Annotated in this window: 12 protein-coding genes and 1 tRNA gene; 7 read left to right on the forward strand and 6 right to left on the reverse strand. The window is 70.9% G+C overall.

Going from position 1 to position 13,452, the window contains the following annotated elements:
- Positions 1-98: 98 nt before the first annotated feature.
- The gene (locus tag ABZ463_RS17400; RefSeq protein ID WP_362777012.1) at positions 99-1,292 is read left to right on the forward strand and encodes an amino acid deaminase/aldolase; all 1,194 of its coding nucleotides are present in this window, start codon (positions 99-101) and stop codon (positions 1,290-1,292) included.
- A 15-nt stretch (positions 1,293-1,307) separates the two neighbouring features.
- On the opposite strand, the gene ABZ463_RS17405 is transcribed toward ABZ463_RS17400, so the two are convergent.
- A complete protein-coding gene (locus ABZ463_RS17405) occupies positions 1,308-1,646 on the reverse strand; it encodes a DUF3618 domain-containing protein (protein ID WP_362777015.1) in 339 nt (112 codons plus the stop codon).
- A 112-nt stretch (positions 1,647-1,758) separates the two neighbouring features.
- Between ABZ463_RS17405 and bcp the strand changes: the two genes are divergently transcribed.
- Together bcp and ABZ463_RS17415 are read left to right on the forward strand one after the other, a co-directional pair.
- Positions 1,759-2,223 (forward strand): thioredoxin-dependent thiol peroxidase, encoded by a 465-nt coding sequence (gene bcp / locus ABZ463_RS17410; RefSeq protein WP_352009588.1) that lies wholly within the window; start codon positions 1,759-1,761, stop codon positions 2,221-2,223.
- Between the two features lie 542 nt (positions 2,224-2,765).
- Positions 2,766-2,839, forward strand: a tRNA-Leu gene (locus ABZ463_RS17415).
- A gap of 175 nt (positions 2,840-3,014) precedes the next feature.
- Here ABZ463_RS17415 and ABZ463_RS17420 read toward each other — a convergent pair.
- Positions 3,015-4,379: a hypothetical protein gene (locus ABZ463_RS17420; RefSeq protein WP_362777020.1), complete on the reverse strand. Its 1,365-nt coding sequence runs from the start codon at positions 4,377-4,379 to the stop codon at positions 3,015-3,017.
- Positions 4,376-4,915: a SigE family RNA polymerase sigma factor gene (locus tag ABZ463_RS17425; RefSeq protein WP_362777022.1), complete on the reverse strand. Its 540-nt coding sequence runs from the start codon at positions 4,913-4,915 to the stop codon at positions 4,376-4,378. The genes ABZ463_RS17420 and ABZ463_RS17425 overlap by 4 nt, the downstream gene beginning before the upstream one ends.
- 318 nt (positions 4,916-5,233) lie before the next feature.
- Here ABZ463_RS17425 and ABZ463_RS17430 point away from each other — a divergent pair, with 318 nt between their 5' ends.
- The 4 genes from ABZ463_RS17430 (at position 5,234) to ABZ463_RS17445 (ending at position 10,715) form a co-directional block, all read left to right on the forward strand.
- Complete coding sequence (locus tag ABZ463_RS17430; RefSeq protein ID WP_362777024.1) at positions 5,234-6,493, forward strand: sensor histidine kinase; 1,260 nt, start codon at positions 5,234-5,236, stop codon at positions 6,491-6,493.
- Between the two features lie 58 nt (positions 6,494-6,551).
- On the forward strand, positions 6,552-7,220 hold the full coding sequence (locus ABZ463_RS17435; protein ID WP_352009591.1) for a response regulator transcription factor: 669 nt from the start codon (positions 6,552-6,554) through the stop codon (positions 7,218-7,220).
- A 220-nt stretch (positions 7,221-7,440) separates the two neighbouring features.
- Positions 7,441-8,211, forward strand: coding sequence for an ABC transporter ATP-binding protein (locus tag ABZ463_RS17440; protein WP_352009592.1), 771 nt, complete (start codon positions 7,441-7,443; stop codon positions 8,209-8,211).
- A 2-nt stretch (positions 8,212-8,213) separates the two neighbouring features.
- The gene (locus ABZ463_RS17445; protein ID WP_362777027.1) at positions 8,214-10,715 is read left to right on the forward strand and encodes an FtsX-like permease family protein; all 2,502 of its coding nucleotides are present in this window, start codon (positions 8,214-8,216) and stop codon (positions 10,713-10,715) included.
- A gap of 46 nt (positions 10,716-10,761) precedes the next feature.
- Here the strand turns inward: ABZ463_RS17445 and ABZ463_RS17450 are convergent, their stop codons facing one another.
- The 3 genes from ABZ463_RS17450 to ABZ463_RS17460 form a co-directional block, all read right to left on the reverse strand.
- Positions 10,762-11,019: a hypothetical protein gene (locus ABZ463_RS17450; protein WP_352009594.1), complete on the reverse strand. Its 258-nt coding sequence runs from the start codon at positions 11,017-11,019 to the stop codon at positions 10,762-10,764.
- Positions 11,016-11,723 (reverse strand): toxin glutamine deamidase domain-containing protein, encoded by a 708-nt coding sequence (locus ABZ463_RS17455; protein WP_362777029.1) that lies wholly within the window; start codon positions 11,721-11,723, stop codon positions 11,016-11,018. The genes ABZ463_RS17450 and ABZ463_RS17455 overlap by 4 nt, the downstream gene beginning before the upstream one ends.
- Positions 11,724-11,869: 146 nt before the next feature.
- Positions 11,870-13,417 carry a molybdopterin-dependent oxidoreductase gene (locus tag ABZ463_RS17460; protein WP_362777032.1) on the reverse strand — a complete coding sequence of 516 codons (1,548 nt, stop codon included), beginning with the start codon at positions 13,415-13,417 and terminating at the stop codon, positions 11,870-11,872.
- Positions 13,418-13,452: the final 35 nt, after the last annotated feature.

Consider the following 13,452-nt stretch of genomic DNA (forward strand, 5'->3'; position numbering starts at 1 on the left):
CTTTCACGATCCCGGAGTCACCCTGGCCGGAGAATTTACCGCCGGCATCTCAACATGAACACTGCTCATATTAGTCGTTTTACGGCTATTCTGCGGGCATGGACGACCGTCAGCGCTACGACCGGGCGACAGCGCACCTGGATCCTCCGTTCGCCGTGCTGGACCTGGAAGCCCTGCGCTCGAACGCCTCCGCCATGGCCCGGCGGGCGGGCGGCAAACCGATCAGGGTCGCCAGCAAGTCCATCCGCTCCAGGCCCCTGCTCGAACGGATCCTCGCCATGGACGGCTTCGCCGGAATCATGGCCTTCACCCTGCCGGAGGCCCTCTGGCTGGTCTCGACCGGCCTGCGGGACGTGCTCGTCGCCTACCCCACCGCCGACAGGACCGCGCTGGCCGAGTTGGCCGCCGACCCCGTGGCGGCGCGGGAGATCACGCTGATGGTTGACAGCGCCGATCACCTGAACCTCGTGGACGCCGCGATCGGCGGCCTCCCCCATCGCCACGAGATCCGCATATGTCTCGACATCGATGCGGGGTTCGTGGCCTTCCGCGGCAGATTCAGGGCCGGAGCGCACCGCTCCCCGGTACGCAGGCCCGACCAGGCGGCCGACCTGGCGGCCACCATCGCCAAACGCCCCGGCTTCCGCCTGGTCGGCGTGATGGCCTACGAGGCCCAGATCGCCGGAGTCGGCGACGACCAGCCGGGCAACCCCGCCCTCACCCGGGCCGTCCGCCTCATGCAGGCCCGCTCCCGCCGCGAACTCCTCGTCCGCAGAGGCCGCGTCGTCCAGGCCGTCGCCCAGGTGGCCGACCTGGAGTTCGTCAACGGCGGAGGCACGGGCAGCATCGACCTGACCGCCAGGGAGAAGGCCGTCACCGAGGTCGCCGCGGGATCCGGCTTCTTCCACCCTCGCCTGTTCGACTTCTACCGCGGCTTCACCGGGCGCCCCGCCGCCATGTTCGCCCTGCCCGTCGTCCGCCGCCCCGCCCCCGGCGTCGTCACCGTCCTGGGCGGCGGCTACCACGCCTCAGGCCCCCCGGGACGGGACCGCCTCCCCCACCCCTACCTGCCCCACGGCCTGCGCTACGCCCCCGGTGAGGGCGCCGGCGAGGTCCAGACCCCGCTCCTCGGCCCCGCCACACACGACCTGAGAACCGGTGACCGCGTCTGGTTCCGGCACGCCAAGGCCGGCGAACTGTGCGAACGCTTCACCGCCCTGCACCTGATCGAGGGCGAGGAGGTCGTCGAGACCGTCCCCACCTACCGCGGCGAGGGCCGCACCTTCCTCTGACCCGGCCCGCCCGCCTCAACGGCGACGGCGCCGCCACAGCATGACCACCGCGGTGACCGCCAGCACGGCGCCCACGCCGATCAGCACCGGCGCCAGGCTCGGCTCCTCCTCGGCCCACAGGCCCTGCGGCTCGTCCCCCGGCTTGACCGGACGCGGCGTGACCCCGACCACGTCCCCCATCCTGTCTCCGACCGAGACCAGGAACTGCCTCGCGCTCGTCTCGGCCTTGGCGACGGTCCTGCGCGCGACGTTCTTCGGGCTCACCCGGTCGGCGATGGCGTCAACCGTCTTGGCCAACTCCGCACGGGTCCGCTCGATTCTCCGCTCAAGCTCCGCGGGATCGGTGTCCGCCATCGGATCTCCTCTCGTCACCCTTGACATTGATCAGTCTGTCAGGTCCGGTCCGCCCGCGGCACTTCGGGCAGGCCGGTAAGTTGACCCGGGAACGAGTCCACGGAGGAAACCCATGAAACTAGAGCCCGGCGACGCCGCCCCGGACTTCGCGCTCCCCGCCGCCGACGGCGGCACCGTCTCCCTCGACGCCTACCGCGGCAAACGTGTGATCCTCTACTTCTACCCCGCCGCGATGACCCCCGGGTGCACCAAGCAGGCCTGCGACTTCCGCGACAGCCTCGAATCCCTGGCCGCCGCGGGCTTCGCCGTACTCGGTGTGTCCAAGGACACCCCGGCCAAGCTCGCCAAGTTCGTCGAGCACGACGCCCTGACCTTCCCTCTACTGTCCGACCCCGGCCTGGAGGTCCACCAGGCCTACGGCGCCTACGGCGAGAAGACGATGTACGGCAGGACCACCGTGGGCGTGCTGCGCTCGACCTTCGTCATCGACGCGGACGGGAAGATCGAGAAGGCCCTCTACAACGTGAAGGCGACCGGTCACGTGGCCCGCCTCCGCCGCGAACTCGGCGTGGACTGATCCCCTTTTTTCGCCATTTAATGTGATTGGCGCATGCCCCAGGAATTGTCGGTCTCCTTCCGTAACCTCGGGGCATGCCGGCGAAGTACAAATACACCCCCGAAATGCTGGCCGAGGCCGCGGCCGCCTCTCTCAGCGTCACCGACGTCCTGCGCCGCCTCGGCATCACGATCGCGGGCGGAAACCACGCGCACATCAGCCGCCAACTGAAACGCCTCGGCATCGATACCTCACACTTCCGCGGCCGAGCGCATCACCGCGGACGGCGTTCCCCCAGACGCCTGCCTCCCGAGGAGGTCCTCCTGGTCCGTCCGCCCGGCTCCCTCAGGACCAAGCCCCCGATGCTCCGCCGCGCGCTCCAGGAAGCCGGGGTGCCCTACCGGTGCGGTGCCTGTAAGATCGGGGGCACCTGGGAGGGCGAGCCCCTCACGTTGCACGTCGACCATCTCAACGGCGACTGGCTCGACAACAGAATAAACAACTTGCGATTCCTCTGCCCGAACTGCCACTCTCAGACAGAGAACTTCGCGGGAAAAAACAAAGGGGCCGTAGCCCAACGGCAGGAGGCAGCGTCTTTAGGTGGCGCGCAGTATGGGTTCGAATCCCATCGGCCCCACAATAAAACGGAAAACGAAACGCAGGCGTTCATCCCGGTGACCGTCAGCGTCATCCTGGCCCCTCAGGACGCCGCCTTCGTCGAAGCCTACGTCACCCAGGGCAGGGCCCCCTCCCGATCCGCCGCCCTCCGCGAGGCCCTCCGCCTGCTCCGCGTCTCCGCCGACGGCCTCCCCTCACCAGTCGTTCCCTCCCAGAACGGCCGTGTGGAGATCGCCGATGTCGAGTCCTCCCCGGTGGAGGATCTTCCCTCCGGCCCCCAGGACACGGTAGCCGCACGCGCGCAGCCGTTCCCTGGACAGGCCGGGGGGTGAGAAGAGGGCCAGTCCTGTGGCGTCGGCGGAGACGGTGGCGATCGTCCTGTTCCCTTCTCTGAGTTCGACGCGGACCCCTGCCCCGTTGGGGACGCGGACGGCGGCGGCCGGGGAGCCGCCGAGGTCCGTGGTCCAGCCGACCGGCTGGGAGAGGTCTCCCGCCGGGCGGCCGAGGCGGTCTGTCGTCGTGCTTCCGTCAGGGGCGGTGTAGGTCGTCTGGACGGCGAGGAAGGTGGGGGTCTCGGGGCCGGAGACGGTGGCGATGAGGGCGTCCCGGCCGGCGCCGAGGGGGCCGCCCCACAGATAGCGGTAGGTCAGCCGCCAGGGCGGGGTGGCCAGGGCGCCGAGTCCCCACAGCAGTCCCTGAGCCTGTTCCCGGTCGACGTGGCCTTCGGCGGCCGCGGCTGCCCTGGTCAGGTTTGGGCGGAAGGCGGGGTCCTCGTGCTGGGATGTGGGCCAGCCGAGTGACACGGGTTCTCCGAAGCGTTCTCCCAGCCGGATCTTGATGGCGACGTGGCCGGGAGCGGCGTCGGGGACGGGGGTCAGGATCAGGCCGTCGTCCGTCCGGAGGGTGCGGGTGCGGGTGCGGCGTGTCGGGGTGCCGTCGGAGCGGTAGGTGACGGAGGGGGAGATCTTCACCGCGGTCGTCCGCGGGGGTCCGAGCACGATGAGGGTGTGGTCGGGGTCTGCGGAGATCCAGGCGATGCCGTCCCTGCCTGTCATGTTCGGGGGTTGCGGGTCGGCTCTCAGAGCCTCCACGGGGGTTCCCGCCGTGCCGTACAGGATGACCGTGCCGCCCATGGCGGGGTTCCTCGGGGAGACCGCCACGATGACGCGGTGTCCTGCCCTGTCCCCGGCGTAGAGGACGCGGGCGCCGGGGTCGCCGAGGCGGGTTCTGAGGGCTGTCAGAAGGGTGGGGTCGCCGGCGAGTTCTCCTCTGGCGGGCCAGTCCGGTCCTGTTCGCCGTGTCGTCAGGGCGGTGGTCACCCGGTCTCCGGGGTCGTGTGGTGTGGCGGGCCGTACGAGGACGAGGGTGAGCACGGTGGTCAGCGCGGTGGTCAGCGCGAGCGCGCCCGCGGCGGTGTTCCTGCGGCGGCGCCGGGCGCGGTGGATGCGCCGCAGGGTCGCGCCGTAGGGGTCGGGGTGTTCGGCGACGGTCCCTGCCTGGCGGGTGAGGCTGCTGCGCAGCGCCTGTTCCAGCGCTCGTTGTCCCGGTGGTGTGTTCATGGGGTCGTTGTCTCCCTCGGGGGCGTGGCCGTCTGCGGTTCGGGATCGCCGGTGATCCCGGGGTGGCCTCTGAGCCGTTCCAGGCCGCGTGAGGCCTGGCTTTTGACCGTGCCGAGGGAGCAGCCGAGTGTTCTGGCGACCTCGGCCTCCGGCAGGTCCTCGAAATAACGCAGGACGAGTACGGCGCGCATTCTGGGGGGAAGGGTCAGCATCGCCGTCCAGAGCGCGTCGCGGGTTTCGTAGCCGGTGTGCGGGTCCTGGACGGCTGTCTCCGGGACGGTGCCGGTGAGGTGTTCGGTGATCCGTCTTCGCCGCCACCAGGAGATGTTGAGGTTGGCGAGCACCCGGCGGGTGTAGAGCTCGGGGTCGTCGATCCTGTTCCAGCGTCTGTGGGTCCTGACCAGCGCGGTCTGGAGCAGGTCCTCGGCTCTGCCGTGGTCTCCGGTCAGCAGGTAGGCGGTGCGGAGCATGGCCTGCCAGCGTGAGGTGACGAAGTCGCGGAAGTGTTCCTCCGCGCTTTCCGCGCCTGTTTCCACGTTTCCCCTCCCGGCCCGCCCTCTTCTTTCTCAGATACCGGGCCGGTGGGAAAAGGTTGAGAGGGTTCCGTCAGTGAGGGGCCGGGAATGACGACGGGCCGCGCGATGCGTCCTCTTCATCGCGCGGCCCGGCATTGTTGTGATCCGCCATCACAAACAATCTCTCCCTTTACTCACCCCGGAGGGTGCTCCCGAAAACCATGGTGCCCGAAGGGGCGTAAGAGGGGTGTAAGGGCTTTGGAGGTGCGACCTGGGTCGTAGGCGCGGTTCCGCCCTGAGGGGGAAGGGCATTGATCTGCGTATACGTATCGTGGTGACGTGTTCGGCAGATTACTCGACTGGAGCCGTCGGCATCCCGGTGCCGTGGATGCTCTCTGGCTGGTGCCTTTCGCCGCGATCTCGGTGGCGAACGGGTGGTTCGTCGCGAGCCTGACGGGTTCGGGGGCGAGGAGTGTGCCGTGGCCGGGGGTCGTGACGGGGCCGTGGGCGATCCTGGTCTTCGGGCTGATGGTCTCGGTTCCGCTGTTGTGGCTGCGGCGGCATCCTCTCGGGGTCTTCGCGACCGTCTCGCTGGGGAGTTTCCTGCAGTGGCTCGCCGGGGTCGATCCGCTGGCGTTCAACGTGTCCGTGCTGATCGCCATGTACGCCGTGGCCGCGCGGCGCCTGTTGCGCTGGGCGGTCGCCGCGGGCCTGGTGGCGGAGCTGGGGCTGGCCCTTTCCTTCGGGCGGCTCGTGACATATCCGGATTTCGTGAGCTGGGCCAGCCTCTCCGTGTTCGTGGTGGCGATCTGGATCGCGGGCATCTACGCCAACACCCGCCGCCGTTATCTGCTGAGCCTTGAGGAGCGGGCCGTACGGGCCGAACATGAGCGTGACCAGCAGGTACGGCTGGCCGCCGCGGCCGAGCGGACCAGGATCGCCCGTGAGCTGCACGACGTGGTCGCGCACAACGTGAGTGTGATCATCGTTCAGGCGGACGGCGCGGGGTACGCGATCGACAACGATCCCGAGCAGGCCAGGGAGGCCATGCGGGCCATCTCGTACACGGGCAGGCAGGCGCTGGCCGAGATGCGCAGGATGGTCGGCGTGCTGCGCACCGACGGCGTGTCCGGGGCGGGTTCCGCCGAGAAGGGTTCCGCCGGGCAGGGCAGGGCCGAGGAGTACGCTCCGCAGCCGAGCCTGTCGCAGCTGGACGACCTGGTGGCCCAGGTGTGCGCCTCGGGGGTGCCTGTCGAGTTGCGGGTCACCGGCCCGGCCCAGGGTCTGCCCGAGGGGGAGCAGCTGACGGTCTACCGGATCGTCCAGGAGGCCCTGACCAACACGCTCAAGCACGGCGGCCCCGGCAGCAGCGCGGTGGTCGAGATGGAGTACGGTCCGCGTGAGCTGCTGGTCCGGGTGACCGACGACGGGCGGGGCGCGGCGGCGCCGCGAAGTGTGGACGGGCACGGCCTGGTCGGCATGCGGGAGCGGGCGGCGATGTTCGGCGGGAGCGTCGAGGCGGGTCCGCGCCCCGGTGGCGGGTTCCGGGTGACGGCGCGGTTGCCGATCGGCGAGATGGGCAGGAGCAGGGCCGCGTGAGGGGGGCCGGACGGAAGGGTGCCGGGGAGCGGTTTCCCGGTGGGAAGGTGGGTGGCCGGTGATTCGCGTGATGCTGGTGGACGACCAGGCGCTTCTGAGGGCCGGGTTCCGCATGGTGCTGAACGCCCAGCCGGACATCGAGGTCGTCGCCGAGGTGGGTGACGGGGCGGCGGCGGTCGAGGTGGCCGGAGGCGGCGGTGTCGACGTGGTGCTGATGGACGTGCGGATGCCGGTGATGGACGGCGTCGAGGCGACCCGTCTGATCCGCGCCGCCGAGGACGGGCCGCGGGTGCTGATCCTGACGACGTTCGATCTGGACGACTACGCGTTCGCGGCGTTGAAGGCGGGGGCCTCCGGGTTCCTGCTGAAGGACGTGCCGCCTTCCGACCTGGTCAGCGCCATCCATTCGGTGCACAGCGGGGACGCGGTCGTCGCGCCGAGCACGACCAGGCGGCTGCTGGAGCGCTTCGCCGTGCATCTCCCCTCTCCGGGTACGGCGGAGCCGACGGTGTTCGGCGGTCTGACGGCGCGGGAGCGGGAGGTGCTGGTGCTGGTCGCCCGTGGCCTGTCCAACGGGGAGATCGCCGAGCGGCTCGACCTGGCGGAGGCCACGGTCAAGACGCATCTGGGCAGGGTGCTGGCGAAACTGGGGTTGCGGGACCGGGCCCAGGTGGTGGTCTACGCCTACGAGTCCGGGCTTGTGACGCCGCATTCGACGGATTCGTGAGCCCTTCCCGGCAAGGTCTTTCACGGGCCGGCCCCGCGAGCCAGGCCCCCGGCTCGTCCGAATGGCCGATACGGGGACTACGTCACGGGTCGTAGCCGCCCGGGAACAAGCCTCCTTCGGCGGAGACCGACTCTGTCCCGCAGGCCGATGAACGGCCCTGTCCTGCGCCAATAGCGTTCTTCCAGTTCGCAAGACACGCTTTTGGCAAGGAGACAGAGACGTGACCATCACCGGAGAGGTCGGCGCGGGGCACGCGCGCAGGGACACGGCGGCGGCCGTGGTGGCCAGGGGCCTGACCAAGGTCTACGGCCAGGGAGACGCGGCCGTGGAGGCCCTCCGGGGAGTGGACGTCTCCTTCGCGACGGGCGCCTTCACCGCGATCATGGGGCCCTCCGGGTCCGGCAAGTCGACGCTGATGCACTGCCTGGCCGGTCTGGACACCGTCACCCACGGGCAGGTGCACATCGGCGAGGTCGAGCTGACGGGTCTCGACGACAAACGGCTGACGCTGCTGCGCCGCGAGCGGATCGGGTTCATCTTCCAGGCGTTCAACCTGCTGCCGACGCTGACCGCCGAGCAGAACATCAGGCTTCCGCTGGAGATCGCCGGAAGGCAGGCGGACCAGGTCCTGTTCGACCGGGTCGTGGAGACTGTCGGCCTGCGGGAGCGGCTCGGGCACAGGCCCAGCGAGCTGTCCGGCGGCCAGCAGCAGCGGGTGGCGGTCGCCCGCGCCCTGATCAGCAAGCCACAGGTCATCTTCGCCGACGAGCCGACCGGCAACCTGGACTCGCGCAGCGGCGCCGAGGTGCTGTCGTTCCTGCGCACGTCGGTGCGTGAGCTGAACCAGACGATCGTGATGGTCACCCACGACCCGGTCGCGGCGTCCTACGCCGACCGGGTGATCTTCCTGCGGGACGGCCTGCTGGTCAGTGAGCTGTTCCAGCCGACCCCGCAGAGCGTGCTGGACACGCTGATGAAGCTGGAGGCCTGAAGGTGCTCAGGACGACCTTCGCCGGGCTCAGGGCACGCAAGCTGCGGCTGCTGCTCACCTCGCTGGCCATCGCGCTCGGGGTCGGCTTCATCGCGGGCACGTTCGTGCTCACCGACACCATGCAGGCCGGTTTCACCCAGAAGTTCGGCGCGGCGGCCGACAAGATCGACGTCGCCGTGCTTCCCGCCCCCGACAAGGCGGACCTTTCCCAGGCCGTGCTGGAGAAGGTCCGCGCCGTCGGCGGTGTCGCCGAGGCCCAGGGTCTCGTACGGGGCACCTCCGCGCTGATCGGCAAGGACGGCAAGGCCGCCGGTGACTACCCGACCTCGGGGGTCTCCATCGTCCAGGGGCCGCTGAGCCGTACCTCCATCGTCAGCGGTTCGGCGCCGAGCACCGCGACGCAGGCCGTGCTCGACAAGAACACCGCCAAGACGCGGGGGTTCAAGGTCGGCGAAACCGTCGCGGTGCTCGACTCCAAGAACGTCAGTCACGAGTTCACGCTGGTCGGGCTGTTCGACGTCGGCCTCGACCAGGAGCTGGCCTACACCGGCGCGGTCGGCTTCGTCACCGAGACGGCCAGGGCGATGACCGGTGAGAAGGGCTACCGGGAGATCGACGTCGCGGCGGCCGAGGGGGTCTCCCAGGAGGACGCGCGCGCCGCGGTCGTCAAGGTCCTCGGGGCCGGCTACGAGGTGAAGACCGGCAAGCGGTACGCCGACGACATGGTCAAGGCCAACGGCGCCGACAGCCAGTTCCTCACGATGGGTCTGTTGCTGTTCGGCCTGGTGGCGATGTTCGTCGCGGCGCTGGTCATCTACAACACCTTCAACATCCTCGTCGCCCAGCGGACCCGGGAGATGGCGTTGCTGCGCTGCATCGGCGCGACGCGCGGGCAGGTGTTCGGCTCCGTCCTGCTGGAGTCGGCGGTGGTCGGCCTGATGTCGTCGCTGCTCGGCCTGCTGCTCGGGTACGGCATGGGCGCGGGGGCGATGGTGGTGCTGCGTACCTCCGGTGCCCCGCTGCCCGAGGCGACCGCGACCCTGACGCCGTTCACCGTGGCGCTGGCCGTGGCGGTCGGCATGGTCGTCACGGTCGGGGCGGCCCTGCTGCCCGCGCGTTCGGCGACGCGGGTCGCGCCGATCGCCGCGCTGCGCGCCCAGGTGGAGGAGCACACCTTCAGGGCGGGGGTCGTGCGGGTGATCGTGGCGGCGTTGTTCCTGGTCGCCGGGGTCGCGGTCACCGTGGTCGGGGTGACGATGGATCCCGGCCAGGCGGCGCTGTTCACCGTGATGGCGGGCGGCGCGCTGGTGTTCTTCGCGGTGCTGGTCCTCGGACCGGTGATCGTCAGGCCGCTGGGCGCCTTCGTGGGCTGGCTGCCGGGCAGGCTCTTCGGGGTGCCGGGCAGGCTCGCGCTGGACAACTCGGGGCGCAACCCGCGACGTTCCGCGACCACGACGGTGGCGCTGACCGTCGGCGTGACGCTGATGACGCTCATCTCGGTGCTCACCGGCACGCTGCGGCTGACCTACTCCCAGAAGCTCGACGAGCAGTTCCCCGTCGACTACATGGTCCAGGCCCAGGACCGCGAGTCGCGTCTGCCGCGTGACCTGGCGGAGAACCTGCGGACCAGGCCGGAGCTGACCTCGGTCGTCGCGATCCGCCAGACCGACGCCAAGGCCGGCGCCGAGGACTCCACCTACCGGGCGGGAACGTTCGCCGCCACCCGGGACTTCGCCCCGGCCTTCACCTCGGGGTCGGTCGGCGCGCTCAAGCCGGGGACCGTGGCGGTGGCGGGCTACGTGGCCAAGAACCTCAAGGTCGCGGTCGGCGACCGGCTTCCGCTGCGCACGAAGAAGGCGGGCCGGGTCGAGCTCACGGTCGTCGGGGTCTTCGACGCCGATCAGACGGGCCTGGCGGAGCTGACGGTTCCCTCGGCCGACTTCGACCGTTACTTCGGCGTGGTCGACGACAGCCGGATCCTGGTCAACGCCAAGGAGGGGGTCGCCCCCGACGTGACGCGCAAGGTGGTCGAGGCGGCGGCGCAGCCGTACCCGACGGCGAAGGTGGCCAGCTCCACGGAGGTCAGGAGCGGGTTCGACGAGGCGCTCGACATGAGCGTGATGATCATCACGGGGCTGCTCGGGCTGGCGGTGCTGATCTCGCTGCTGGGGATCGCCAACACGCTGTCCCTTTCGGTCCACGAGCGGACCAGGGAGTCGGCGCTGCTGCGGGCGCTGGGCCTGACCCGGTCCCAGCTGCGGGCGATGCTCTCGGTCGAGGCCCTGATCCTGGGGCTCATCGGGGCGCTGGTCGGGGTGGTGCTCGGTGTCGTGTTCGGCTGGGCCGCCGCACGGACCGCGACGACCGGCGTCGTGTTCACCGTTCCCGTGCCGCAGGTCCTGGCGTTCGTGGTGCTGTCCGGTCTGGCGGGCGTGCTCGCCGCCGTGCTGCCCGCCCGTAAGGCCGCCCGGGCCTCGGTCGTGGACGCCCTGGCCGCGGGCTGACCGGTGCCGGGGCGCCCCACGGGGTGCCCCGGCCCTTTCGCCCGGCTCATCCGGGGTACTGGTCGGCGATGGTCTCCGGGTTGAGGAGGGGCCTGATCGTGATCTCCCCGGTGGCCTTGTCGATCACGAGGCATCCGCCACCGACGGTGTCGGGCAGCACGCCGGGGTCCTCGGGTTCGGGCTCCTTGGCCCAGGCGACGTATCCCTCGGCGAAGTCGTAGATCCGGATCTCCACGGCGGCGTCGAGGCCTCTGACGCCGTTGAAGTACTCCTCCGCGACCGCCCTGGCCTGTTCGAGGTTCACAGCCCGCGTCCCTCCGCGTCGAGGATCACGCAGAACACCCCGGTCACGAACTTGTAGAGCGGCTCGTCCGCGAGCCTCCCGAGCTGTGCGTCGAGCCAGAGCACCTCTCCGGAGGCGTTCACCACGTTCCAGGCGTGGCTGCCGCCCCCGGGCCAGCGGTTGACGATGATCGCGGCGGATCCGTGGCCACCGGCCAGCAGCGCCGGCCCGATCGGGCCGTAGGCCTGTCTTCCCTGTCCGAGGTACTGGAAGCGCTGTCCGAGCCACCGTTCCGCGCGGGCCGCCCCGCCTTCCTCCCCGGTCAGCAGGGGTCTGCCGGCCCGGTCGTACTCCGGCCGTCTCGGCGCGGCGACGACCGGCGTCCCGTACCAGGTGGACAGCACCGACAGGGCGCAGTCCAGGGAGTTGGTCGCCCGGAACGGGTCGTCCGCCGCACCGGCCCCGTTGATCGCCTTGATCCACTCTCCCCGGGGGTCGGGGAAGCGCGTGGGCGTCCCCTCTTCGGTCACCGGCACCGAGCACAGCAGGTCCTCCTGGATCTGCGGGTCCGGCATCACCAGCCCGCCCACCGCGCCGTACGGCCTGCACCGGTCCAGCCTGATCGGCCGCCACGCGACCCGCTCCGGCTCCCTGGGCGGCGCCACGACGACCGAGGAACGCGGGTCGAGCTCGAAGTCCCGCCACCGCTGCCCGTCCGCGGTCACCACGGGGTTGTACGTCCTCGTTTGTAATACCGCGGTTGAAAACGCCTGTTCCACCGGTCCCCCTCGGCCTCGTTTCGGGCCGATGTTAGGGCGCTCGGCCGTACGGCACCGGCGAGTTGACCAGATCTGGAAGGAGCGTCCCCGGCTCAGGTGACCCGGACGTCCACGGTGTGCCAGCCGGTGGCGCCGTCGGGGCCCACGGGGGCGCGTTCTGCGGTCTGGGTGTAGCCGGTGGCGTCGGTCGCCCGTACCTCGATGGTGTGCTCGCCCGGGGTGGCGTCCCAGTCGTCGACCACCCACTGGCGCCAGGTGTCGGCGGTCGGCGCCTGGGCGAGTCTCGCCTGGCGCCACGGCCCCCGGTCGATCCTGACCTCGACCGCGTCGATCCCCTTGTGCTGCGCCCAGGCGACCCCCGCGATCACCGTACGGCCCGCGGGCAGGTCGGCCCCGTCCCTGGGCAGGTCGATGCGCGACTCGGTCTTGACGGGTCCCTTCGGCGCCCATCCCCTGGGGGTCCAGTAGGCCTCGTCCCGGTCGAAACGGGTGACCTTGATGTCGGTCACCCACTTGGTCGCCGAGACGTATCCGTACAGGCCGGGCACGACCTGGCGGACCGGGAAGCCGTGCGCGAAGGGCAGCGCCTCACCGTTCATCGCGAAGGCCAGCAGGGCGTCACGGCCGTCGAGGACGACGTCGACCGGGGTGCCGCAGGTCCAGCCGTCGGCCGAGGTGCTCAGCAGCATGTCCGCGTCCCGGTGCACGCCCGCGTCGCGCAGCAGCCCCGCCAGGTCGGCCCCCAGCCACCTGGCGTTGCCGACATAGGGGCCGCCGACGTCGTTGGAGACGCAGCACAACGTGACGTCCGCCTCGACCACGGGCCGTTTCAGCAGGTCGGCGAAGGTCAGTTCGACGGGCCTGTCCACCATGCCGTGGATCCTGAGGGTCCAGGAACGGGGGTCGACCTGCGGCAGCACGAGGGCGGTGTCCACCCGGTAGAAGTCCGCGTTCGGGGTGACGAACGGCGACAGTCCCTTGATCCTCAGGTCGGCCCCGGCCGGGATCGGGGGAAGCGGGGTCGCGGGCCCGGGCAGCCTCAGGGAGGCCCTGGCCGCGCTCACCGCGGAGCGTCCCGACGTCAGCGCCTGGCCGATCACGCCGCTCACTCCGGCGAGCGCGAGACCACCCGCCGCCCCGATGAGCAGTCCGCGCCGGTCGATCGCGGCGCCCTCCCCCGAGGTCGTGGGGGCCGGGCCCCGCAGGGCGCGTCCGGTCAGCAGGCGCAGGGTGACGATGCCCGCGACCACGCCCGCGAGCGTGGGCACGGCGTCCAGGACGCCCGCGTCCGGACGGGTCAGGGCGGCCGAGACGCCGACCACGCCGAAGGCCGCCAGCCCGGCGGTGCCGTACCTGAGGTCGCGCAGGGCCAGCGTCCCGATGGCCGCGGCGATCGCGGCGAGGACCACGAGGATGCCCGCGACCAGGACGTTCTTGTCGTTCTCCCCGAAGACGCGGATCGCGAACTCCTTCGCCCCCGCGGGGGCGAGGTCGACGGCGGCGTCGCCGACCGCGACGACGGGGAAGGCGGACGCCCTGACCAGCCCCGCGGCCGCCAGGGAGACCCCCAGCGCCGCCGCGCAGGAAACCAGGCCGATCAGCGGGCCCGCCCACCCGGGCGCACGTCTGTTGCTCTCCATGCCTGCGACGTTACGCCTGTCCGCGCGCCGGTCGC

It is taken from the genome of Streptosporangium sp. NPDC020145 (assembly GCF_040631275.1).
Lineage (GTDB): Bacteria > Actinomycetota > Actinomycetes > Streptosporangiales > Streptosporangiaceae > Streptosporangium.

Coding starts and splice junctions, on each gene's coding strand:
- ABZ463_RS17420 (WP_362777020.1), bottom strand. CDS start 4,379: ATGAACACACCACCGGGACAACGAGCGCTGGAACAGGCGCTGCGCAGC.
- bcp (WP_352009588.1), top strand. CDS start 1,759: ATGAAACTAGAGCCCGGCGACGCCGCCCCGGACTTCGCGCTCCCCGCC.
- ABZ463_RS17405 (WP_362777015.1), bottom strand. CDS start 1,646: ATGGCGGACACCGATCCCGCGGAGCTTGAGCGGAGAATCGAGCGGACC.
- ABZ463_RS17400 (WP_362777012.1), top strand. CDS start 99: ATGGACGACCGTCAGCGCTACGACCGGGCGACAGCGCACCTGGATCCT.
- ABZ463_RS17460 (WP_362777032.1), bottom strand. CDS start 13,417: ATGGAGAGCAACAGACGTGCGCCCGGGTGGGCGGGCCCGCTGATCGGC.